The 22,873-nt window shown below is 68.9% G+C and carries 19 protein-coding genes; 5 read left to right on the plus strand and 14 right to left on the minus strand.

Features of this window, described 5'->3' with window-relative positions:
- Positions 1–18: 18 nt before the first annotated feature.
- Positions 19–363, minus strand: coding sequence for an Rv2175c family DNA-binding protein (locus tag E3O49_RS01865; protein ID WP_134367432.1), 345 nt, complete (start codon positions 361–363; stop codon positions 19–21).
- Between the two features lie 148 nt (positions 364–511).
- Here E3O49_RS01865 and E3O49_RS01870 point away from each other — a divergent pair, with 148 nt between their 5' ends.
- Positions 512–1,831, plus strand: coding sequence for a LysM peptidoglycan-binding domain-containing protein (locus tag E3O49_RS01870; protein WP_134450905.1), 1,320 nt, complete (start codon positions 512–514; stop codon positions 1,829–1,831).
- A gap of 78 nt (positions 1,832–1,909) precedes the next feature.
- Positions 1,910–3,889: a Stk1 family PASTA domain-containing Ser/Thr kinase gene (gene pknB, locus E3O49_RS01875; RefSeq protein ID WP_134367436.1), complete on the plus strand. Its 1,980-nt coding sequence runs from the start codon at positions 1,910–1,912 to the stop codon at positions 3,887–3,889.
- Between the two features lie 371 nt (positions 3,890–4,260).
- On the opposite strand, the gene E3O49_RS01880 is transcribed toward pknB, so the two are convergent.
- From E3O49_RS01880 to E3O49_RS01890, 3 genes are all read right to left on the minus strand, one after another.
- The gene (locus tag E3O49_RS01880; protein WP_370261575.1) at positions 4,261–5,631 is read right to left on the minus strand and encodes a class II 3-deoxy-7-phosphoheptulonate synthase; all 1,371 of its coding nucleotides are present in this window, start codon (positions 5,629–5,631) and stop codon (positions 4,261–4,263) included.
- A 95-nt stretch (positions 5,632–5,726) separates the two neighbouring features.
- Positions 5,727–6,416 (minus strand): lysophospholipid acyltransferase family protein, encoded by a 690-nt coding sequence (locus tag E3O49_RS01885; RefSeq protein WP_134367438.1) that lies wholly within the window; start codon positions 6,414–6,416, stop codon positions 5,727–5,729.
- A gap of 28 nt (positions 6,417–6,444) precedes the next feature.
- Positions 6,445–7,392 (minus strand): ROK family glucokinase, encoded by a 948-nt coding sequence (locus tag E3O49_RS01890; protein ID WP_134367440.1) that lies wholly within the window; start codon positions 7,390–7,392, stop codon positions 6,445–6,447.
- A 175-nt stretch (positions 7,393–7,567) separates the two neighbouring features.
- Between E3O49_RS01890 and E3O49_RS01895 the strand changes: the two genes are divergently transcribed.
- Positions 7,568–9,400 (plus strand): AMP-dependent synthetase/ligase, encoded by a 1,833-nt coding sequence (locus tag E3O49_RS01895; protein ID WP_134367442.1) that lies wholly within the window; start codon positions 7,568–7,570, stop codon positions 9,398–9,400.
- A gap of 66 nt (positions 9,401–9,466) precedes the next feature.
- On the opposite strand, the gene E3O49_RS01900 is transcribed toward E3O49_RS01895, so the two are convergent.
- From E3O49_RS01900 to E3O49_RS01910, 3 genes are all read right to left on the minus strand, one after another.
- Entirely contained in the window at positions 9,467–9,958 is a 492-nt protein-coding gene (locus E3O49_RS01900; RefSeq protein ID WP_134450907.1) for a peptide deformylase, read from the minus strand.
- A 63-nt stretch (positions 9,959–10,021) separates the two neighbouring features.
- A complete protein-coding gene (locus E3O49_RS01905) occupies positions 10,022–11,329 on the minus strand; it encodes a MinD/ParA family ATP-binding protein (RefSeq protein ID WP_244285236.1) in 1,308 nt (435 codons plus the stop codon).
- Positions 11,330–11,364: 35 nt separating this feature from the next.
- Positions 11,365–14,769 carry a pyruvate carboxylase gene (locus E3O49_RS01910; protein ID WP_134367446.1) on the minus strand — a complete coding sequence of 1,135 codons (3,405 nt, stop codon included), beginning with the start codon at positions 14,767–14,769 and terminating at the stop codon, positions 11,365–11,367.
- Positions 14,770–14,846: 77 nt separating this feature from the next.
- Between E3O49_RS01910 and E3O49_RS01915 the strand changes: the two genes are divergently transcribed.
- Entirely contained in the window at positions 14,847–15,653 is an 807-nt protein-coding gene (locus E3O49_RS01915) for a ParA family protein (RefSeq protein WP_134450965.1), read from the plus strand.
- Between the two features lie 90 nt (positions 15,654–15,743).
- Here E3O49_RS01915 and E3O49_RS01920 read toward each other — a convergent pair whose 3' ends face one another.
- From E3O49_RS01920 to ku, 5 genes are all read right to left on the minus strand, one after another.
- A complete protein-coding gene (locus tag E3O49_RS01920; RefSeq protein ID WP_134367447.1) occupies positions 15,744–16,295 on the minus strand; it encodes a MerR family transcriptional regulator in 552 nt (183 codons plus the stop codon).
- A 141-nt stretch (positions 16,296–16,436) separates the two neighbouring features.
- A complete protein-coding gene (ftsR, locus tag E3O49_RS01925; RefSeq protein ID WP_244285237.1) occupies positions 16,437–17,087 on the minus strand; it encodes a transcriptional regulator FtsR in 651 nt (216 codons plus the stop codon).
- A gap of 47 nt (positions 17,088–17,134) precedes the next feature.
- Entirely contained in the window at positions 17,135–17,548 is a 414-nt protein-coding gene (locus tag E3O49_RS01930) for an FHA domain-containing protein (RefSeq protein WP_134367520.1), read from the minus strand.
- 85 nt (positions 17,549–17,633) lie between these two features.
- Positions 17,634–18,251 carry a CDP-alcohol phosphatidyltransferase family protein gene (locus E3O49_RS01935; RefSeq protein ID WP_255572881.1) on the minus strand — a complete coding sequence of 206 codons (618 nt, stop codon included), beginning with the start codon at positions 18,249–18,251 and terminating at the stop codon, positions 17,634–17,636.
- Positions 18,252–18,298: 47 nt separating this feature from the next.
- Positions 18,299–19,159 carry a non-homologous end joining protein Ku gene (gene ku / locus E3O49_RS01940; RefSeq protein ID WP_134367451.1) on the minus strand — a complete coding sequence of 287 codons (861 nt, stop codon included), beginning with the start codon at positions 19,157–19,159 and terminating at the stop codon, positions 18,299–18,301.
- Between the two features lie 82 nt (positions 19,160–19,241).
- Between ku and E3O49_RS01945 the strand changes: the two genes are divergently transcribed.
- Positions 19,242–21,710: an ATP-dependent DNA ligase gene (locus tag E3O49_RS01945; RefSeq protein ID WP_134402435.1), complete on the plus strand. Its 2,469-nt coding sequence runs from the start codon at positions 19,242–19,244 to the stop codon at positions 21,708–21,710.
- Positions 21,711–21,716: 6 nt separating this feature from the next.
- Here the strand turns inward: E3O49_RS01945 and E3O49_RS01950 are convergent, their stop codons facing one another.
- Entirely contained in the window at positions 21,717–22,166 is a 450-nt protein-coding gene (locus E3O49_RS01950) for an NUDIX hydrolase (RefSeq protein ID WP_134367455.1), read from the minus strand.
- Positions 22,167–22,298: 132 nt separating this feature from the next.
- A complete protein-coding gene (locus tag E3O49_RS01955; protein ID WP_134367456.1) occupies positions 22,299–22,826 on the minus strand; it encodes an adenine phosphoribosyltransferase in 528 nt (175 codons plus the stop codon).
- Positions 22,827–22,873 lie beyond the last annotated feature (47 nt).

Here is a 22,873-nt window from a genome sequence, read left to right on the forward strand (position 1 = left end):
GTCAGAGAAACAAAGGGGTCAGGCGAGGGCCTGGGCGACGCGTCGCACCTCGGCCTTGCGGCCGGCCAGCAGCGCCTGGATCGGGGGAACTCCGAGGCTGGCGTCGACCTCGAGGAGCCAGTCCATGGCCTGCTCGTCGGTGAAGCCGTCGTCCGCGAGCACGATCAGCGTTCCGCGCAGCTCGGGCAGCGGCGCGCCGTCCTTGATGAACGCGGCCGGAACCTGGAGCGGGCCGCCGTCCCGCCGGACCGCGAGCAGTTGCCTGTCATCGATCAGCTGGCGTACGCGGCTCTGGCTGACGCCGAGCTCCCGTACGAGGTCGGGAATGGACAGCCACAGTTGATCTGAAAACGATTCGGTCACGGTTCCAGCCTCCCATGATTCCCAGGACTCGACAAACCCCGCGCCGGTTTTTTGCGCGTGTTGACGCCCATAACAGGGGCCACACTGTTTGACTCTAATAGTCATCTGTGTCAGCGTGACTGGGCACGCAATCAGGACGAGGAGTCCCATGTCGGCAAAAGCCAGCAGGATCAGCACCAACGCGCCGCCGTCGCCCGCCGAAGGCCGGCACCGCCAGGCATCGTCCGGCACCCGCCGGGGACTGGGCATCCTGGCTACCGTTCCCCTCGTTCTGATCAGCACCATCGCGATCAGCCTGAACCTGGCGTCGCCCGCGGACGCGGCGACCCTGGCGAAGAAGCCCGTCAAGAGCAGGAGCAACCTGCCCTCGCCGCCCGCCGACCTCGCGCGGCAGGCCCCCGGCACCTCCGGCGTGGCCGCCCCCGGCCAGTACCAGGTGGTCGAAGGTGACACCGTGAGCGGCGTCGCCGGTCGGTTCGGGCTGTCCACGGCATCCGTGCTCGCCCTCAACGGCCTGGGCTGGTCCGCCAGCATCTTCCCCGGTCAGACGCTGATCCTCGGCCAGGCGAAGCCGGCAGCTTCCGCACCGGCCCCGGCCGACATCGCGAAGTACTCGATCCGGGACGGGGACACCATCAGCAGCGTCGCCGCCGCGCACGGTCTCTCCACCGGCGCCGTCCTCAGCGCCAACGGCCTCGACGGCAACAGCACCATCTTCCCCGGCCAGGCGATCGTGCTGCCCGGACCCGGCGAGGCAGCGCCCGCCACCGTGGCCGCTCCCCCGCCTTCGGCCACCGCCGCCACGGCTCCGGGCTCGCACACCATCGCGGCCGGCGACACCATCGGGGCCATCGCTGCCGCGGCGGGCGTGTCGGTGCAGGCGGTCCTCGACGCCAACGGCCTGGGCTGGTCCAGCATCATTTATCCCGGCCAGGTCCTGGCCGTCCCCTTCTCGTCGTCCCCGTCGGTGTCGGCGTCGGCGTCGGCGCTCCCGCTCGAAGCCGTGGCGCCCTCGGCCCCGACCCTGCCGGAGCCGACGGCGATCTTCGGCGTGGTGACGCCGCTCACCGATGACATGCGCCGCAACGCGGAGACGATCATCCTCGTCGGTCGCCAGGCGGGAGTCAGCGACTCGGGCCTCGTCGTGGCCCTGGCTGCCGCCGCCCAGGAATCGGGCCTCCGGAACGTGGCCTACGGCGACCGGGACTCTCTCGGGCTGTTCCAACAGCGCCCGAGTTCGGGCTGGGGCACGACCGAGCAGGTACTGGACCCCGTCCGGGCCAGCCTCGCCTTCTTCGGCGGGGACGGAAACCCGAACGCGGGCGTCACCCGCGGTCTGCTCGACATCGCCGGCTGGGAATCGATGACCGTGACCCAGGCGGCCCAGGCCGTGCAGATCTCGGCCTACCCCGACCACTACGCCAAGTGGGAGACATCCGCACGGGCCTGGCTGGCCGAGCTCGGCTGACCCGGAACATCCCCCCAAAACCCTGACTACCGGGTGTCCTGGCAGCCCGAGGCCCCGGACGATCCCTAGACTCGACTAGTGAGCGATACCTCTGCCGATCCGATGATCGGCCGTCTGATAGACGGCCGCTATCAGGTGCGCTCCCGGATCGCCCGCGGCGGCATGGCCACCGTCTACGTCGCCACCGACCTGAGACTGGAACGCCGTGTAGCGCTCAAGATCATGCACGGACATCTGGCTGACGACAATACGTTCAAGGCCCGCTTCGTGCAGGAAGCCCGTTCCGCCGCACGGCTCGCGCACCCGAACGTGGTGAACGTGTACGACCAGGGCCAGGACGCCGACATGGCCTACCTGGTGATGGAGTACCTACCGGGCATCACCCTGCGTGACCTGCTCAAAGACTACGGACGGCTCACCAGCGAGCAGACCATGGACATCCTCGAGGCAGTACTGAGCGGGCTCGCAGCCGCGCACAAGGCCGGGATCGTGCACCGCGACCTCAAGCCGGAGAACGTGCTACTGGCCGACGACGGCCGAATCAAGATCGGCGACTTCGGCCTGGCCCGCGCCGTCAACAACAACACCGCCACCGGCCAGGCCCTGCTCGGCACCATCGCCTACCTCTCCCCCGAGCTGGTCACCCGGGGAATCGCGGACGCCCGCAGCGACATCTACGCCCTCGGCATCATGACCTACGAGATGCTCACCGGAGAGCAGCCGTACGTGGGCGAGGCGCCCATGCAGATCGCGTACCAGCACGCCAATGACACGGTCCCCATGCCGAGCACGCGGATTCCGACGATTCCACACGAGCTCGACGAGCTGGTGCTCTGGGCCACCGCCCGCGACCCGGAGCAGCGCCCCCGTGATGCCCGGGTCATGCTCGACCAGCTGCTCGACCTGGACAAACTGGTGCGCCCCGCGGCGACCGGGTCCGGGCAGGCGGAGACCATGGTGATGCCCCGCGGGGCCGGCATGGCCGCCGGAGTGGCCGACGCCGACACTCAGATCCTCGGGGCGGCGCCGCTCGCCGCTACCACGGTGCTCGCGGCGGCCGGGGCTCCCCATAACGCCTCCGCATTCCCCTCGGCCGGTGATTCCGGCCCGGCGAACACCGTCGTCCTGACCGACAAGGCCCGCAAGCGCAAGCGCAAGGGTTACTGGCTGTTCACGCTGGTCCTGCTGCTCGCCGCCCTCGCCGGCGGCGGCGGCTGGTACTTCGGCAGCGGCCCCGGGTCACAGGTTCCGGTGCCGAGCCTCACCTCGGCCAGCCCGGAGGATGCGACCTCCCAACTGGCCGAACTCGGCCTGGAAGCCGCGCGCGACGTGGAATACAGCGGCACGATCGCCGCCGGCCTCGTTTCCAGCACCGACCCGGAGCCGGGCACCCGGATCGCCAAGGGCAGCACGGTGACCCTCCGCGTTTCCCAGGGTCCGCAGCCCATCACGCTTCCGGCGCTGGCCGGACTCACGCAGGAGGCCGCGACCGCCGCCGTCACCGACCTCAAGGCCGCGATCGGCAGCACGGATTCCGTTTTCGACGCCGACGTCGATGCGGGCCTCGTCATCTCCGCGAGCCGCGAAAGCGATGGCGGCGACGTCTCCCCGGGCGGAGGCTACTTCGAGGGTATGAACGTCAACCTCGTGCTCTCACTCGGCGCCGTACCCGACGTGTCGGGCAAGTCGGTCGACGACGCGACGGCAGCCCTCGGCGACAAGGGACTGCTCGTCACCGCCGGCGGGGAGGAATTCAGCGACTCGGTCGCCGACGGTGACGTCATCAGCGCCCGCCCCACCAAGGACGGCCCGGTGCGCGCGGGCGACACGTTCACGCTGACCACGTCGAAGGGGCCGGCCCCGGTCGAGGTCCCCAACGTCGTCGGCAAGTCGTGGGGCGAGGGCAAGAAGATCCTCACCGACCTGGGCTTCAAGCTCAAGTACAACGCGCTCTGGGACACTCCCGGCTTCGCGATCGTCGTGCAGTCGACGGACCCCGCGGCCGGCACACTGGCCCCCAAGGGATCAACGATCAGCCTGGCTGGCTCCCTGGCCTAGCCTGCTGGCTTCTCCCCCTCGTCACCCGCCCGCTCGCCCTCACGGTCCGTCCGCCCGCTCGCACCGCTCGCACCGCTCGCACCGCCGAGCCGGCGCGGTTCTCGGCCGCTTGCTCCGCCCGCCCTGAACCAATTCGACGGAGATTCTGCCCGAATCGGCCCGAAACCGGCCAAAAGTGCCTTTTTAGAGCGATATATCCGTCGAATTCGTTCGCCGACTCCGGCCTCAGGACCGGTGGATGCGGGTCCGGGACCGGCCATAGCCGGTCGGTTCGCAGGCAAACGAGAGCACCCGTTCCGGTCGAGAGTGCCCGGCTGAACGGGTACTCTCGACCGGAACGGGCACTGTGGCGCCGCGGCGTTGGGGTGGGACTAGCGGGCGGCGAGTTCCTCGGCGACCAGGAAGGCCAGTTCCAGAGACTGCATGTGGTTCAGGCGCGGGTCGCAGAGCGACTCATACCGGGTGGCCAGCGCGGCCTCGTCGATGTGCTCCGAACCGCCGAGGCACTCGGTGACGTCGTCGCCGGTGAGTTCCACGTGCACGCCGCCCGGGTGCGTCCCGACGCTGCGATGCGCCTCGAAGAAGCCGCGCACCTCGTCGACGACGTCGTCGAAGCGACGGGTCTTGTAGCCGGTGGGGGTCGTGACGCCGTTGCCGTGCATCGGGTCGGCGACCCACAGCGGCTTGGCCTCGCTCGCCTTGATCGCCTCGAGCAGGGGCGGAAGGGCATCCCTGACCTTGCCGGCGCCCATCCGGGTGATGAAAGTGAGGCGGCCGGGCTCGCGGTTGGGGTCGAGCTTGTCGACCAGGCGCAGCATGTCGTCGGCGGAGGTGGTCGGGCCGAGCTTGACCCCGATCGGGTTCCGCACCCGGGAGAGGAAGTCCACGTGGGCGCCGTCGAGGTCGCGGGTGCGTTCGCCGATCCAGATGAAGTGGGCCGAGGTGTTGTACGGCGTGCCCGTGCGGGAGTCGATCCGGGTCATCGGGCGCTCGTAGTCCATCAGCAGGCCCTCGTGGCTGGTGTAGAACTCGGTGCGGCGCATCGCCTCGAAGTCGGCCCCGCAGGCGATCATGAACTTGATCGCACGGTCGATCTCCTTGGCCACCTTCTCGTAGCGCTGGTTCGCCGGGTTCGCGGCGAAGCCCTGGTTCCAGCTGTGCACCTGGCGCAGGTCTGCGAAACCGCCCTGGGTGAAGGCGCGGATCAGATTGAGGGTGGATGCCGCGGTGTGGTAGCCCTTGACCAGGCGGGCCGGGTCGGCCTCGCGCGATTCGGGGGTGAAATCGTAGCCGTTGACGATGTCGCCGCGGTAGGCGGGCAGGGTGACGCCGCCGCGGGTTTCGAAGTCACTGGAGCGGGGCTTGGCGAACTGGCCGGCCATCCGCCCCATCTTGATCACGGGCATCGAGGCGCCGTACGTCAGGACGACGGCCATCTGCAGCACGGTCTTGACGCGGTTGCGGATCTGCTCGGCGGTCGCGCCGCTGAAGGTCTCGGCACAGTCCCCGCCCTGGAGCAGGAACGCGTGGCCGCTGGCGGCCTCCGCGAGGCGATCCCGCAGGATGTCGACCTCACCGGCGAACACCAGCGGCGGCTGCGCGGACAGCTCGGCGGACGCGGCGGCGACCGCGTCCGCATCCGGCCAGGTCGGCTGCTGCTTGATCGGAAGCGTGCGCCAATAGTCCAGGCCGGCAACCACAGATCGATCTGCGACGACGACTGGTTCGGTTGGGTCTACCACGCGGCTATTCCTGTTTTCTCTGGGCCGGCGCGCACAACTCCGCACCGAACGATGGCTTTGGTGGCCGGAATCGGCCACAAGGCAATGGAGCGATCTTATCGCGAAAGGCTCGCGCGCTTTTCCTTCACGCTGGTCGCATACACGTCCACGTACTCCTGCTTGCTCAGCGCCTGCAGCTCGTACATCAACTCGTCGGTCACGGAGCGGAGCACGAAGCGGTCACCCTCCATGCCGGCGAACCGGGTGAAGTCCAGGGGCTTGCCGATCACGATGCCGATCCGGCGCACCTTGGGGATGCGCGTGCCGGTGGGCATGGCCTTCTCCGTGTCGATCATCGCGACGGGCACCACGGGCACCTCGGCTTCGAGCAGCATCCGGGCAACGCCCGTGCGGCCCCGATACATCCGGGCATCGGGGCTGCGGGTTCCCTCCGGGTAGATGCCGAGCACGCCGCCGCCGGAGAGGATGCGCAGCCCGGTGTTCAGGGAATCCTCTGACGCCTTGCCGCCGGACCGGTCGATCGGCAGTTGGCCGGTCGCCTTGAAGAACTGGCGCGTGGCCCAGCCATTGAGTCCCTTGCCGGTGAAGTACTCGCTTTTCGCCAGGAAGACAACCCGCCGGGGTACGACCAGCGGGAGGAAAACCGAGTCGATGAACGACAGGTGATTGCTCGCGAGGATGACACCGCCCTCTTTGGGGATGTTCTCGAGACCGACCACCCAGGGCCGGAAGATCGCCAGCAGCAGAGGGCCGATGACAATGTTTTTCATGAACCAGTAGAACATCGTTGCCTCCCTCGGTGACCGGCACAGCCTACTGCGCGAAGACGTGTTTCCGCGCGAGGTCGGCCGCGCCCACGACACCGGCGTCGTTGACGAGTTGGGCGATGGCGAATTCCGCCTCGGGGTGATAGCCCCGGGCCGGCAGGTTTTCGAGGTACGCGGCGCGGATCGGCTCCAGCAACAGTTCACCGGCAGCGGCGACTCCGCCGCCGAAGACGAACAACTGCGGGTCGAGCACGGCCGCGAGACTGGCGCACGCCTGGCCGAGGGACCCGCCGAGCTGACGCAGGGCGGCGAGGGCGCCGTTGTCGCCCTCCTGGATCAGCCGGCCGACCTCCTTGCCGGTGAGCTTGCCCTTGCGCTCCCGCGCGGCGGCGAGCCCGAGACCGATTCCGCCGGCGTCAGCCAGCTCGGTGGCGATGCGGAGCAGGGCCCGGCCCGAGCCGTACTGTTCGATACAGCCGTGCGCGCCGCAGCCGCACAGTCGCCCATTCGGCACCACTCGCAGGTGCCCGAGCTCCGCCGCGCAGCCGAAGCCGCCGCGGAAGAGCCGGTGGCCGGAGATGATCGCGCCGCCGACGCCGGTGCCGATGGTGAGCGTCACCATATCGCTGTAGCCGCGACCGGCGCCGAAGACGAATTCCGCCCAGCCCGCGGCGTTCGCATCGTTCTCGATCAGGATCGGCATGTCGAGCCGCGCCTCGAGCGTGGCTCTAAGCGGCTCGTGGCGCCAATTGACGTTGGGCCCGTAATACACGGTGGACTGGGCAGCGTCGATGAAGCCGGCCGCGGCGATGCCGGCGGCGACGACCTCTTCACCGGCGGCGAGTTCCGTGATCATCTCGACGACGGCATCCTCGATGCCGCGCGGATCGCTCGCGGTCGTCGGACGACGGTCCGAACGGATGATCGAACCGGACTCGTCAACGAGAGCCGCGGCGATTTTTGTGCCGCCGATGTCAATCCCAATGGCGTGCACAGCATTCTTCTTTCGTAGGGGGAACAGGGGAATCAGGCCCCCGAGCGAGCGGCAGTGCCGAAGCATGCCCTTTAGAGTGTACTGAGTCAACACACCGCACGGCGAAACACCAGCCTCATTCGTCCCACGCGGATAGAGTGGTCGGAAATGCCCGCCCGGTACCAGAGGAGTTACCGTGAAACAGTTCGATCTGCCCGCAATCGTTCCTGCGGATCCCGCAGCCAACGTCACCGACCTGCTCGTCGACCGCCTCGCGGCAACCCCGGAGTCCGTGCTGTTCTCCCTGCCGCAGAACGGCGCCTGGCTCCCGGTGACCACCAGCCAGTTCTACGGACAGGTCATCGCCCTGGCCAAGGGCCTCGTCGCCGCCGGCATCCAGCCCGGCGACAAGATCGGGCTGATGTGCAAGACCCGCTACGAGTGGACGCTGATCGACTTCGCCGCCTGGTTCGCCGGCGCCGTGCTCGTCCCCGTCTATGAGACCAGCTCCCCCACCCAGATCCAGTGGATCCTGGGCGATTCCGACGCCGTCGCCGTGATCGTGGAAACCCCGGAGCACTTCTCCCGCCTCGATGAGGTGCACCCCGAGCTCCCCAGCGTGCAGCGCGTCTGGCAGATCAATCTCGGCGACCTCGACAAGCTCGGGGCTGCCGGGGTCGACGTGCCGGACGAGGAAATCGAGCGACGCCGCTCCCTCGCGGTGGGCGCCGACATGGCCACCCTGATCTACACGTCCGGTTCCACCGGCCGGCCCAAGGGTTGCGTGCTCACCCACGCCAACTTCGTCGAGACCAGCCGCAACGCGGCCGTCGCGCTGGACGAGGTGCTCACCGACGAGCATGGCGCGTCGACGCTCCTGTTCATCACCACCGCGCACGTCTTCGCCCGGTTCATCTCCGTGCTCTGCGTGCACGCCGGTGTGCGCGTGGGCCACCAGCCCGACACCAAGAAGCTGCTCGAATCCCTCGGCACGTTCAAACCGACCTTCCTGCTCGCGGTGCCCCGGGTCTTCGAGAAGGTCTACAACTCCGCCGAACAGAAGGCGCTCGCCGCCGGGCGCGGCAGGATCTTCGAGACCGCGGCCCAAACGGCCGTCGACCACTCGATGCTGGTCAACGCGGGCAAGCCCGTTCCCCTGATGATGAAGATCCGGTTCACCCTGTTCGACCGGCTCGTCTACAGCAAGCTGCGCGCCGCCATGGGCGGGAACGTGAAGTACGCCGTGTCCGGTTCGGCCCCCCTCGGCATGCACCTCGGCCACTTCTACCACAGCCTGGGCATCAAGATCCTCGAAGGCTACGGGCTGACCGAGACCACCGCCCCAACCACCGTGGGCCGCCCCGCCCAGTTCAAGATCGGAACCGTGGGGCCGCCCCTGCCCGGCGTCTCCGTTCGGGTCATGGACGACGGCGAGATCGAGGTCAAGGGCGTCAACGTCTTCAAGGAGTATTGGAAGAACCCGGAGGCGACCGCGGCCACCTTCAACGACGGATGGCTCCGCACCGGTGACATCGGCGACTTCGACAGTGAGGGTTACCTGACCATCACCGGGCGCAAGAAGGAGATCATCGTCACGGCGGGTGGCAAGAACGTCGCCCCGGCCGCGCTCGAGGACCCCATTCGTTCGAACCCGCTGATCGGCCAGGTCGTCGTCGTCGGCGATCGCAAGCCGTTCATCGCCGCTCTCGTCACCCTCGACCCGGACATGCTTGCGGTCTGGCTGAACAACAACGGCGAGGATGCGGGCATGTCGGTCGCCGAGGCATCCGTCAACACCAAGGTTCTCGCCGAGGTGCAGCGAGCGATCGACCACGCCAACGACCATGTGTCCCGGGCCGAGTCGATCCGTAAGTTCACGGTGCTCTCGACGGAGCTCACCGAGGACAACGGTTATCTCACGCCGAAGCTCAGCATCAAGCGGGACATCATCCTGCGGGACTTCGCCGACACCATCGAGGCCATGTATATCGGCGCCCCGGTGACCGGGACGACCCCGGTCAAGGGCTAGGTGTACAGCCAGGCCGGGTAGCCGGACGCGTTCTGGTCGGGTCCGCCCGGACCCGACCGGTATCGATCAGAACCAGGTGGACTCGCGGACTTCCTTCATGGCCGCCCGGCGGTTCTCCTTGTCGAGGCGGTCGAGGTAGAGGAAGCCGTCGAGGTGGTCGGTTTCGTGCTGCAGCGCCTGCGCCATGATGCCGGTGCCGGAGAGTTCGACGGCGTCCCCGTCCAGGTCCACACCGGTCACCCGGGCGAACGGGTAGCGCCGGGTCGGGTACCACAGGCCGGGCACGGAGAGGCAGCCCTCCTCCACGAGTTCGGGCTCGCCGGAGACCTCGGCCAGGACCGGGTTCAGGATGTACCCGATCTTGCCGTCGATGTTGTAGCTGAACGCCCGCAGGTTGACGCCGATCTGTGACGCCGCGACCCCCGCCCGCCCGGGCAGGAGCACGCTGTCGAGCAGGTCCTCGACCAGGCTCTCCACCCGGGAGTCGATGGTGACGATCGGGTCGGAGACGGTCTTCAGGACGGGATCTCCGAAGAGACGGATCTGGCGCTCAGGCACAGTGGAACTCCAAGTCGTTGGTACAGGGGATGCAAGGGGCGAGGGAAGAGCAGCCCGTGGCGATCACACGCCGCGGTCGGCCGGAAGGCCTTCCACGACCATGGCGGCCAGGGTGCGGGCGGCGAGCCGCGTGATCGGCTTCAGATCGTCGAACGAGATGACACTTCCCGCGGCCAGCTGCGGGTCCCAGGGGATCCGCACGATCTCCCGCACCCGGGACCGGAAGTGCGACTCGATCTCCTCGAGCTTGACCAGGTTGGTGCCCTGGGTCGCCGTATTGAGCGCGACGATGGCGTTCTGCACCAGGTCGCCGTAGCCGTTCGCCTCGAGCCAGGTCAGGGTTTCCGAGGCCAGCCGGGCCTCGTCGACGCTGCCGCCGGACACAATGACGATCGAATCGGCACGCTGTAGGGTCGCCCGCATCACGGAGTGCACGATTCCCGTGCCGCAGTCGGTGAGCATGATCGAGTAGTACCGGGCGGCCAGGTCGGCGACGACGTTGTAGTCGTCCTCGTCGAAGGCCTCCGACAGGAGCGGGTCGGTGTCGGACGCGAGGATGTCGAGCCGGGTGGCGTCCCGGGACACCAGGGCGGAGAAGTCGGTGAAGCCGCCGATGGATGCGGCCTTCGTGACCACGTCGCGCACGGTGGAACGCGTCTGCTTGGTCACGCGCTCGGAGAGCGTGCCCCGGTCCGGGTTGGCGTCGATGGCGATGATCCGGTCTTCACGGGCATCCGCCAGGGCCATGCCGAGGAGTGCGGTGACCGTCGTCTTGCCCACGCCGCCCTTGCGGGTCAGGATCGGGACGAAGCGGGTGCCGCCGTCGAACTCCTTGCGGATGCGGTCGTCGAGTTCCTTCTGCGCCCGCACCCGGGCGGAATCGCCCAGGTTCACCAGGTGCAGGGTCGCCGCGAAGACGAAGGTGTTCCAGGCGCCGCGGGGCGGCGGCTTGGTGCGCCGGTTGACCGCCAGCAGGCGGTCGGAGGTGAGCATCGCGGCGGATTCGGGCGAGGAGCTCGTTTCGGGGCGGAGCCGGTCACGGCGGGTTTGCTGGGTCGCGGTCTCGGCGGCGGGTGCGGACAGGGCCCGCACGGCGCCGGTGACGGCCGCCGAGGAGCGCTCGGCACGGGGCACGGCCGGGGTGCTGATTTCGATCGTGTGGGTCGTCGGGTGGCTGGGTGCGTCGGCGGGACGGGACAGGCCGACAGGTCCCCTGCGGGCGGCAACCGGCGCCGAGGCCGGCAGAGCGGCCGCGAGGTTCACGATCGTGTGCGGCGGCAGCTCGCTGTGGTACTCGTCACCCGGCTGGGTGAGCGGCACGGCCGAGGGTTCCCGACCGGAACCCTCGGCGCCTGTGCGCTTTTCGGACAAAAGATCAGCCCCTTCGTCGGAGATCGGCCCCAATCTTAGCGCGGCAGCACCACCACGAGCAGATCCCCCGCGTCGACCTGCTGCGTTTTCGGGATCGCGACGCGCTCGACGACGCCCGCGATGGGCGAGGTGATCGCGGCCTCCATCTTCATGGCCTCGATCGAGGCGACACTCTCACCGGCCTCGACGAAGGCGCCTTCCTCGACCTTGAGGGTCACCACTCCGGAGAACGGCGCGGCGATCTGGCCCGGCCGGTTCGCATCCGCCTTCTCCGCCGCCTTGCTGCTGACGGTGATGCTGCGGTCACGCACGAACACCGGGCGCAGCTGGCCGTTCAGGGTCGTCATGACCGTGCGCATGCCCTTCTCATCCGGCTCGCCGATGGCCTCGAGGCCGACGTAGAGTCGCACGCCCTTGTCGATTTCGACGGCATGCTCGACGCCCTGCTGCAGCCCGTTGAGGTAGTCGACGGTGTCCAGTACGGAGAGGTCGCCGAACAGTTCGCGGATCTGCTCGAACTGCCTGGTCGGAGCGGGGAACAGCAGCTGGTTGAGCATGGCGCGGCGGGTGAGGCTGTCGCCGTTCAGGGCGCCGCGCTCGTCCGCGGTCAGCTCGGTCACGCCGATGCGGACGGTGCGTCCGGCGAGCACCTTGCTGCGAAAGGGCTCCGGCCAGCCGCCGGGCAGGTCACCCAGCTCCCCCGCCATGAAGCCGATGACCGAGTCGGGCACGTCGTAGTTGCCGGGGTTCTCCGCGAAGTCGGCGGGGTCGGCGCGCACCGCGGCCAGGTAGAGGGCGAGGTCGCCGACCACCTTGGACGACGGCGTCACCTTGGGCACGCGGCCGAGGATGTCGTTGGCCGCGGCGTACATGTCCTCGATCAGTTCGAAGTCGTCGGCGAGGCCGAGGGCGACCGCTTGCGTGCGCAGGTTGGACAGCTGCCCGCCCGGGATCTCGTGGGTGTACACCCGCCCGGTCGGCGCCCGCAGGCCCGATTCGAAGGGGTGGTAGACCCGGCGCACGTCTTCCCAGTACGGTTCGAGGTCACAGACGGCCTTGAGCGAGATGCCAGTGTCGCGTTCGGTATGGGCCAGCGCGGCGACGAGAGAGGATGCCGAGGGCTGGCTGGTGGTGCCGGCCATCGGGGCGCTGGCCACGTCGACCGCGTCGGCGCCGGCGCGTGCCGCCGCCAGCAGGGTGGCCAGCTGGCCGCCCGGGGTGTCGTGGGTGTGCACATGGACCGGGAGGTCGAACCGGTCCCGGAGAGCGGTGACGAGCTTCTCCGCGGCCGCGGGCCGGAGCAGGCCGGCCATGTCCTTGATCGCGAGGACGTGCGCGCCCGACTCGACGATCTGCTCGGCGAGCCGCAGGTAGTAGTCGAGGGTGTACAGCTTCTCCGCCGGGTCGAGCAGGTCGCCGGTGTAACAGAGCGCGACCTCGGCGACGGATGATCCGGTCGCGAGCACGGCATCGATGGCCGGGCGCATCTGGGAGACGTCGTTGAGGGCGTCGAAGATGCGGAAGATGTCGACACCGGTCGCGGCGGCCTCCCGCACGAACGCGTCGGTCACCTCGGTCGGGTACGGCGTGTATCCGACCGTGTTCCGCCCGCGCAGCAGCATCTGCAGGTTGATGTTGGGCAGAGCCTCCCGCAACGACGCGAGCCGCTCCCACGGGTCTTCGCCGAGGAAACGCAGGGCCACGTCGTAGGTGGCGCCGCCCCAGGCCTCGACCGAAAGTAGCTGCGGGGTCATCCGTGCCACGTACGGCGCCACGGCGACGAGATCGCGGGTGCGCACCCGGGTCGCCAGCAGCGACTGGTGAGCGTCGCGGAACGTGGTATCGGTCACGGCCAGGGCCGTCTGGGCGCGCAACGCGGCGGCAAAGCCGGCCGGGCCCAGCAGCTGGAGTCGCTGGCGCGAGCCGGAAGGTGCCGGCTCGGCCAGGTCGAGCTTCGGCAGCTTCTCGGCCGGGTTCAGCAGGGTGATCGGCACCCCGTTGGGCTTGTTCACCGTGACGTCGGCGAGCCAGTTCAGGATCTTGGTCCCGCGGTCCTTGGATGCCCGACCGCGCAGGAGCTCCGGCCGCTCGTCGATGAAGGAGGTGCTGAGGTTGCCGGCCGCGAAGTCGGGGTCGTCGAGGACGGCCTGCAGGAACGAGACGTTCGTGGACACGCCGCGGATGCGGAACTCGGCCAGGGCGCGCTTGGAGCGGGTGACCGCGGACGGGAAGTCACGGCCACGGCAGGTGAGCTTGGCGAGCATCGAGTCGAAGTGGGGGCTGATGTGGGCGCCGGGGTTGATCGTGCCGCCGTCGAGCCGGATCCCGGCGCCGCCGGGCGAGCGGTACGTGGTGATCTTGCCGGTGTCCGGGCGGAAACCCATGGTCGGGTCCTCCGTCGTGATGCGGCACTGCAGCGCGGCCCCGCGAAGCTGGATCTTGTCCTGGGTCAGTTCGAGGTCGCGAAGGCTCTCGCCCGCCGCGATGCGGATCTGGGACTGCACGAGGTCGACATCCGTCACCTCTTCCGTCACGGTGTGCTCGACCTGGATGCGCGGGTTCATCTCGATGAACACGTGCTGGCCCTCACGTTCGCCGACCGTGTCGAGCAGGAACTCGACGGTGCCGGCGTTGACGTAGCCGATCGACCGGGCGAAGGCGACCGCGTCGGCGTAGAGCCGCTGGCGGATCTCGTCGGACAGGTTCGGCGCGGGAGCGATCTCGATCACTTTCTGGTGGCGACGCTGCACGGAGCAGTCCCGCTCGAACAGGTGCACGGTCTCGCCGGTGGAGTCGGCCAGGATCTGCACCTCGATGTGGCGGGGCCGGAGGACCGCCTGCTCCAGGAACATCGTCGGGTCGCCGAAGGCACTGTTCGCCTCGCGCATGGCCTCTTCGAGGGACCCGCGCAGCTCGCTCATCTGGGCGACCCGGCGCATGCCGCGCCCGCCGCCGCCCGCGACGGCCTTCGCGAAGATCGGGAAGCCGATCTCCTCTGCCGCGGCGATCAGCTCGTCGACGTCGCGGGAGGGCGCGCTGGACTTGAGCACGGGCACCCCGGCGGCGATCGCGTGCTCCTTGGCGGTGACCTTGTTGCCGGCCATTTCGAGCACATGCTCGCCCGGGCCGATGAACGTGATGCCGGCCTGCCGGGCGGCGAGGGCCAGCTCCGGGTTCTCGGACAGGAAGCCGTAACCGGGGTAGATCGCGTCGGCGCCGCTCTCCTTGGCCACCCGGATGATCTCGCTCACCGTGAGGTAGGCACGCACCGGGTGACCCGGTTCGCCGATCTGGTACGCCTCGTCGGCCTTCAGCCGGTGCAGGGAGTTGCGGTCCTCGAACGGGAACACCGCGACCGTTTTCGCGCCGAGCTCGTAGGCGGCCCGGAAGGCCCTGATCGCGATTTCACCGCGGTTGGCAACAAGGATTTTCGTGAACATCAGGACCTCTCAAGCGCGGAGCCGCACACAGCCAACGGTTAGGTTCTCCAAGACTAGTGAAGGTAACGTATCTACTTGTGCACGTACTAAGCGTTAGCTCCCTCAAGGGAGGAGTAGGCAAGACCACAGTGACCCTGGGTCTGGCGTCTGCTGCCTTCGCCCGCGGCGTGCGAACCCTGGTTGTGGACATTGATCCACAGTCGGATGTGTCGACGGGGATGGATATCGAGGTCGCCGGCCACCTCAACATCGCCGATGTGCTCGCCTCTCCCAAGGAAAAGGTCGTTCGCGCGGCCATCGTTCCCAGCGGGTGGACCCGCGGCCGGCCCGGCACCGTCGACGTGATGATCGGCAGCCCGTCCGCCATCAACTTCGACGGCCCGCACCCCAGCATCCGGGACATCTGGAAGCTCGAGGAGGCTCTCTCCACGGTCGAGAAGGACTACGACCTGGTGCTGATCGACTGCGCCCCGTCCCTGAACGCGCTCACGCGCACGGCGTGGGCAGCGAGTGACCGGGTGGCCGTAGTGACAGAACCCGGCCTCTTTTCCGTGGCCGCCGCCGACCGCGCCCTGCGCGCGATCGAGGAGATCCGGCGCGGACTCAGCCCCAGACTCCAGCCGCTCGGCATCATCGTCAACCGGGCCCGAGTCGCCTCCCTCGAACACCAGTTCCGGATCAAGGAGCTGCGGGACATGTTCGGTCCGCTCGTGCTCAGCCCCCAGCTTCCCGAGCGCACCTCCCTGCAGCAGGCTCAGGGCGCGGCGAAGCCGCTGCACACGTGGCCCGGAGACAGCGCCCAGGAGATGGCGCGCTACTTCGACCAGCTGCTGGAGCGGATTCTGCGCACGGCCCGCATCGCCGAGTACGCGGAGCCGCGCTGACCTGAGCGCGCCCTGTCTTGAGGACGGCGCCCGAGCGGGCACCGGCCTGGCGTGAGCCGGCCGGGTGGTCTCAGCTGGTCTCGGCTGTTCTCAAGAGACCTTGCGGCTGCCACGGCGGACGGCGAGTTCGTCCGCGGGGTCGACCGCCTGGGTGTCCAGCTCGACGAGGGTCGTCTCGACCTCGCGGAGCACCTTGCCGACGGCGATGCCGAAGACGCCCTGGCCGCGGCTGACCAGGTCGATGACCTCGTCGTTGGACGTGCACAGGTAGACGCTGGCCCCGTCGCTCATGAGCGTCGTCTGGGCCAGGTCGCTGACGCCGGATTCGCGCAGCTGGTTCACGGCGGTGCGAATCTGCTGGAGGGAGATTCCGGTGTCGAGCAGTCGTTTGACCAGCTTCAGAACCAGGATGTCGCGGAATCCGTAGAGACGTTGGGTGCCGGACCCGGCAGCGCCGCGCACGGTGGGCTGGACCAGTTCGGTGCGGGCCCAGTAGTCCAGTTGGCGGTAACTGATCCCGGCGGCCCGAGCCGCCACAGCGCCGCGGTAACCCGATTTGTCGTCGAGCTCCGGCATCCCGTCGGTGAAGAGCAGACCCTCGCTGTAGCGAGAGCCCTCGTCACGCTGATGGAGCTCGCTCATACGTTTTGCCTCTCGGGGTGGGACTGCGACGCAGATGATCGCTGGATCAACGCTACCGAGGTGGGCGGCCCTGATCAACGACATCCGGTCGAACACTTTGCGTGTCGGGCCGAAAAGGTCGGGTCAGGCCCAGTGTAGGACTTACTTGGTCAGTCGGCCCAGGGCGGAGCGTATCAGGCTGCCGCGAATCACCTCGAGCTGTCCGGCGATTTCCACCGCCATCTCGGCGGCCTTGGCGCGGCTGGAGGCGTCCTTGCGACGGGACAGCGGAACGAGGGCGCTCTCGATCAGGCCGAGTTCGCGTTCGGCCGCCCCGCGGAAACTGCGGAGGTGGCGAGGCTCGATGCCGCTGCGTTGCAGTTCCACCAGGGCGCGGAGCACACTCAGTGCATCGTCGCCGTAGACGTCGGCCGGCAGGATGATCGACGCTGACACGGCGTCGTGGAGCAGGGAGGCGGAGGCCCCGGCCTCGCGAGCGAGCTCGTCCCGGCTGAGCCGGCGCGCCGTGGTCAGCATCGAGGGGCCCGGCGTCACCCCGCCGGGGAGGACCGGCGACAGCCCGGCATCGAGATCGTCGAGGTAGGCGCGGATGACCTTCAACGGGAGGTAGTTGTCCCGTTGCATGGAGAGCACCAGGCGGAGGCGATCCAGGTCGCCCGCGCAGAACTTGCGATACCCGGATTCGGTGCGGGCAGGCGAAACCAGCCGCTGTTCCTCGAGGAACCGCAGCTTCGACGGAGTCAGGTCCGGGAATTCCGGCGTCAGCCGGGCCAGCACCTGTCCGATGCTCAAGAGTGACGTCGCGCCCGGCGCTCTGGCCTGGGCGGAGGACGCCGACACTAGTCGCTCGCCAGGAGCTTGAGGTCGTGCCGGGAGGCGTAGAAGGTGAGGCGGAATTTGCCGACCTGGACTTCGGCTCCGTCGTGGAGCAGCGCGGAGTCGATCCGCACGCCGTCGAAGTAGGTGCCGTTGAGGGAGACGAGGTCCTTGACCTCGAAGGCGGTTCCGTGCCGCAGGAATTCCGCATGCCGCCGCGAGACGGTGACGTCGTCGAGGAAGATGTCCGCGTTGGGGTGGCGACCGACCGTCGTCACGTCCGCGTCCAGCAGGAAACGCGCGCCGGCGTTGGGACCCCGACGCACCACGAGCAGGGCGGACCCTGAGGGCAGAGCCGCGATGGCTTCCTGCTCCTCGGCCGTCACTACGCCGTCGATCGCGGCCAACTGCGCCGCGAACTCCTGCCCGAAGGTCATGGTCGTGTCGGTGTTGGCAAAGTTTTGCGGCGCAGCCTTGCGCTGGGGTTCATTCGTCTTTTTGGAATCAATCACCGTACACCTCCTAGTCCTCCAGCGTATCGGATCGGAGGGCCGGATTTACCCGCGGAAGGCGAATCACCCTGGCCGTCTCGATTGCGTAGATAATGCCCGCCCACCAGTAAAGAAAAGCTCCCCACAGCCCGAAGGCCCAGCCCACGGGCATCGACCACCAGGCCACCGCCGGGAAGGCCTCGCCCAGCATGATCATGGGCAGGGCGTAGAAGAGGCAGAACGTGGCCACTTTGCCGAGCAGGTGCACCGGGAGGGGCCCGAACCCGAAGTTCGCCAGGATCACGCCGAGCCCGAGCAGGAAGATGTCCCGCCCCACCACGACCAGCACGATCCACCACGGCACGAGGTCGCGCGAGGCCAGCCCGAGCAGCGCGGCGAAGATGTACAACCGGTCGGCCGCGGGGTCGAGCAGTTGTCCCAGTCGGGTGATCTGACTGAACCGCCTGGCCAGGAAACCGTCGAGGAAATCGGTGAAGCTGGCGACGGCCAGGACGAGGAGAGCCCAGGCATCCTCACCTTGGATCAGCAGGACCAGGAAGACCGGCACCAGGGCCAGTCGGAGCATGCTGAGCAGATTGGGCAGCGTGATGACCTTCGTACTGACGTTGGTTCCCTCTGACCCGGCCACGATCCCGAGTCTACCGAGGCACCGCCGGATCGGTCTGCGCCATCCCGTCAGCCGACCGACCCGCGTTTTTGGGCCCGTCCGTGTTCCGGCTTCTTCTGCTCCGAACCACGGTCCTGCTGCCCGCTGCGGCTCCGCTCCACGCTGCGGCGCAGGGCCTCCATCAGATCGAGGACCTCTCCCCCGCCCTCCTCGCCGGTCGGACGGCCGAGGGTGGCCTCGGTGTCCACCGCGTCCCCGGCCGCGAGTTTCGCGTCGAGGAGTTCCCGCAGCTGGTCCTGGTAGTCATCCCGGAAATCCTCCGGGGAGAAGTCGGAGGCGAACGATTCCACGAGGGCGGCCGAGAGCTCGAGTTCCTGGGCCGAGATGCGCACCGGCTCGTCGAGGGCGGGAAAGCGGGCGTCCCTCACCTCGTCGCTCCAGAGCAGTGATTGCAGCAGCAGGACGTCATCGCGCACCCGGAGCGCCCCGAGGCGCGTCTTCTGGCGCAGCGCGAACCGCGTGATCGCGGTGCGATCCGTGGCCTCGAGCGCCCGGCGCAGCAGCACGTACGCCTTGGCCGACGACCCGTCCGGTTCGAGGTAGTAGCTGCGCTCGAACATGATCGGGTCGAGCTGTTCGCTGGGCACGAATTCGACCACCTCGATCTCGTGGCTTCGCTCGGCCGGCAGCCGGCTCAGGTCCTCATCCGAGATGATCACCGTCCTGTCGCCGCTGTCCCAGGCCTTGCCGATATGGGCGTAGTCGACCACGCGGCCGCACTTCTCACACCGCCGCTGGTACCGGATGCGCCCGCCGTCCGCGTCGTGCACCTGGTGCAGCGCCACGTCGTGGTCTTCGGTCGCGCTGTACACCTTGACGGGCACATTGACGAGTCCGAAGGTGATCGCGCCTTTCCAGAACGATCTCATTCCCTCAGTAGACACCGGTCACGGGCCCGGGGCTAGCCTGCACGGCCTAGCGGCGCCGGGGACCGGAGAGCATGCTGACCTCATGAGCGAGGTGCCGGAACACGGGGGTTCGAGGCAGGTCGTGATGGTCGGGGGGCGCCGGATCACGCTCACCCACCTCGACAAGGTGCTGTACCCGGAGACGGGCACGACCAAAGCGGATGTGCTCGGCTACTACGCCGCCGTGGCCGACGTGCTGATCCCGCACGCCGCCAACCGGCCCGCCACCCGCAAGCGGTGGGTGCACGGCGTCGGGACCGCGGAGGGACCGGGCCACGTCTTCTTCCAGAAAAACCTCGACAGTTCCACCCCGGATTGGGTCAGGCGCGGCCGGCTGCAGCACACTCACCACGTGAACGAGTACCCGCTGGTGAACGACCTGGCCACGCTGACCTGGCTGGGCCAGATCTCCGCCCTCGAGATCCACGTGCCGCAGTGGCAGTTCGGGCCGGACGGCAGTCCGCGCAATCCCGACCGGCTCGTGCTCGACCTCGACCCGGGCGAGGGGGTGAGCCTGTCCGAGTGCGCGGAGGTCGCCCGCCTGGCCCGGGCGATCCTGCGGGACATGGGTCTCGACCCGCTGCCCGTTACCAGCGGAAGCAAGGGCATCCATCTGTATGCGGCCCTGGACCTGAGCCACACGTCCGAGCAGGTCTCGCAGGTCGCCCACGAACTGGCGCGGGCACTCGAGGCCGACCACCCGGACCAGGTGGTCAGCGATATGCAGAAGGCGAAGCGCCCTGGCCGGGTGTTCGTGGACTGGAGCCAGAACAACAGTTCCAAAACGACCATCACGCCGTATTCCCTGCGCGGGACGCTGCGCCCCATGGTCGCGATGCCCCGCACCTGGCGCGAGCTGGCCTCCCCCGGCCTCGCGCAGGTCGATTTTCGGCAGGCCATGCACCGGGTCGAGCGCGGGGGCGATCCGCTGGCCGGCCTGCTCACCGCGCACTCGGGTGGCGGGGACCCGGCCGGTGTCGCCGCCGTCGGCGGGCCGGGGGCGGATGCCCTGGCCGTCTACCGCAGCAAGCGAGACGCGTCCACGACCCCGGAGCCGATGCCGGCCGGCGTCGTGACGGCGGGCGACGGCCGGTCCTTCGTGATCCAGGAGCACCATGCCCGCAATCTGCACTACGACCTGCGCCTCGAGCACGAGGGGGTGCTGGCCTCCTGGGCCCTGCCGCGCGGCGTGCCGACTGATCCGGCGAAGAACCGGCTCGCCGTCAGGACGGAGGACCACCCGCTCGAATACGGCGCGTACGAGGGCGTCATCCCGGCAGGTGAGTACGGTGCCGGCACGGTCAGCATCTGGGACCGAGGCGCGTACGACCTGGAGAAATGGCGGGACGACGAGGTGATCGCCACCCTGAACGGCGAGCCGCGCGGAGGATTGAACGGATCGGCCCGGTTCGCGCTGATCCGCACCGGCGGCAAGAACTGGCTGATCCACCTGATGAAGCCCCGGCCCTCGTCCGGGTCGTATCCGCCGGCGCGTTCGGGGAGCGTCGGTTCCTCCGCCGGGGCCGACCGGCGCATCCGTTACCGGCCCATGCTCGCCACCCTCGGCTCGGTGACCGATCTGCCGGAGGACGACGCCTGGGCCTTCGAGATGAAGTGGGACGGGATCCGTGCCCTGGCCTATGTCCGGGCGGAGGACGATCCCGCCGCGGAGGTGCGCCTGCTGACCCGAAACGGCAACGACGTCACGCCGGCCTATCCGGAGCTGGTGGCGACGCTGCCCGGCGCCCTCCGGGCCGATTCGGCCGTGCTCGACGGGGAGATCGTCGCCCTCGACCGCGCCGGGCGGCCGGATTTCGGCCTGCTCCAGACCCGGATGGGCCTGACCGACCGACGCCAGATCGACGCCGCCGTCGCGGCGACGCCGGTGCGGTTCATGGCCTTCGATGTGCTCGAACGCGACGGGGAGCCGCTCCTGGACCGCACCTACGCCGTACGCCGGGCCGTCCTCGCGGACATCCTGGAGGTGACCGGCGCGGTGCAGGTTCCGCCGGCTTTCGACGGCGACTCCGCCGAGGCCATGCGATCCAGCCGGAACCTCGGTCTGGAGGGCGTGGTCGCCAAGACCCTCGACGGCCGCTACCAGGCCGGGCGCCGCTCCCGGTCGTGGATCAAGATCAGGCATCATCTCAGCCAGGAGGTCGTCATCGGCGGGTGGCGGCCCGGCAACGGCCGGCGGTCGGGCTCGGCGGGGTCTCTGCTGATGGGAATCCCGGATGGGGGCCGGCTTCGCTATATCGGCCGGGTGGGTACGGGCTTCCGGGACCGGGACCTGGACGACCTCCGGGCCCGGCTGGACCCCCTCGAAACGGCGGACGGCCCGTTCGCGGACGTGCCCGTCGCCGACGCCCGGGACGCCCGCTGGGTTCGTCCGGTGCTCGTCGGCGAGGTCGAGTTCGCGGACTGGACCGCGGCCGGCCGCCTCCGGCATCCGTCCTGGCGCGGGTGGCGCCCGGACAAAACGCCGGCGGACGTGGTCAGGGAAGCGCCGTAGCGCGGCTCAGGCGAGACGGGCGCGCAGGGCGGGCCAGCTGGCGGCGAATCCCGGATGCAGCGGAAGATCCCCGACCTGTTCGGTGGGGACCCAGCGGAGCGCAATGCTCTCCTGGTCGCTGATCACCGGGTCGAAGGGCTCCGTGGCCCGGACCACCACCGTGGTGTACGACCAGAACCCGAGGTCCAGGACCGAACTGAACTGCACCGTGACCAGGTCGGCCGGGACGCCGGCCTCTTCCCCGGCCTCGCGCAGCGCCGCCTCGAGGGCGGTCTCGTGTTCGTGCCGCGCTCCCCCGGGCAGCCCCCAGGTGTCACCTTGATGGCTCCAGAGAGCGCGGTGTTGCAGCAGCACCCCCAGCTCGAGGTGGTGCACCAGCAGGCCGGCAGCGCCGAACAGCCCCCAGAACTTGCCGCCATCGGGCCCGTACACCCACCTGTCGCCGTTACTGCTCATGGCACAAGCATGGGGCACCCCGGCCGTGAAAACCCTTCGTGTTGCCCGGTGTCACCCGGTCGTCGGGCGACCGTGCCCGTTCCGGTCGAGAGTGCCCGGCACAGCGGCCACTCTCGACCGGAACGGGAACTACTAAAGGGCCACGATGGCGTGCACGGGGGCGTCGCCGAGGCGGGACCGGCCGACCAGGTCGGTCAGCTCGAGCACGACGCCGACCCCGGCCAGGTGGTAACCGGCCCGCTCGACCAGGCGCGAGGTGGCGGCGATGGTTCCGCCGGTGGCCAGGACGTCGTCGAGGACGAGCACACGCGAGCCGGCGGCCAGCTGGCCGATCTCGAGCTCGAGGCACGCCGATCCGTATTCCAGGTCGTACTCCTCGCTCAGCACCGAGCCGGGCAGTTTGCCGCCCTTGCGCACGGCGAGCACGGCGACATCCGCCGCGTAGCCGACGGCGGCGGCCAGCAGGAAGCCGCGAGCCTCAATGCCCGCGACGGCGTCGAACTGGCCGTCGAACCGGCCGGCCAGTTCGTCGATCAGGGACCGGAACGCCTTGGCGTCGGCGAACACCGGGTTGAGGTCGCGGAACAGGATGCCCGCTTGCGGGAAATCGGGGTACGAGGCGAGGAGGGCGTGCACATGGTCTGCTGCGGGGGTGTTCACCCCCTCAGTTTAAGCGTTCTCCGGCTCGCCCTGACCCGCCCCGCCAG

The sequence above is a fragment of the Cryobacterium shii genome, assembly GCF_004402595.1.
Classification (GTDB): Bacteria; Actinomycetota; Actinomycetes; order Actinomycetales; family Microbacteriaceae; genus Cryobacterium; species Cryobacterium shii.

What these genes read in the sequence shown, in the direction of transcription:
- ku (WP_134367451.1), bottom strand. Translation starts at nt 19,159, where the DNA reads ATGAGATCGTTCTGGAAAGGCGCGATCACCTTCGGACTCGTCAATGTG.
- E3O49_RS01885 (WP_134367438.1), bottom strand. Translation starts at nt 6,416, where the DNA reads ATGTTCTACTGGTTCATGAAAAACATTGTCATCGGCCCTCTGCTGCTG.
- E3O49_RS01950 (WP_134367455.1), bottom strand. Translation starts at nt 22,166, where the DNA reads ATGAGCAGTAACGGCGACAGGTGGGTGTACGGGCCCGATGGCGGCAAG.
- E3O49_RS01870 (WP_134450905.1), top strand. Translation starts at nt 512, where the DNA reads ATGTCGGCAAAAGCCAGCAGGATCAGCACCAACGCGCCGCCGTCGCCC.
- E3O49_RS01910 (WP_134367446.1), bottom strand. Translation starts at nt 14,769, where the DNA reads ATGTTCACGAAAATCCTTGTTGCCAACCGCGGTGAAATCGCGATCAGG.
- E3O49_RS01920 (WP_134367447.1), bottom strand. Translation starts at nt 16,295, where the DNA reads ATGAGCGAGCTCCATCAGCGTGACGAGGGCTCTCGCTACAGCGAGGGT.
- E3O49_RS01930 (WP_134367520.1), bottom strand. Translation starts at nt 17,548, where the DNA reads ATGACCTTCGGGCAGGAGTTCGCGGCGCAGTTGGCCGCGATCGACGGC.
- E3O49_RS01945 (WP_134402435.1), top strand. Translation starts at nt 19,242, where the DNA reads ATGAGCGAGGTGCCGGAACACGGGGGTTCGAGGCAGGTCGTGATGGTC.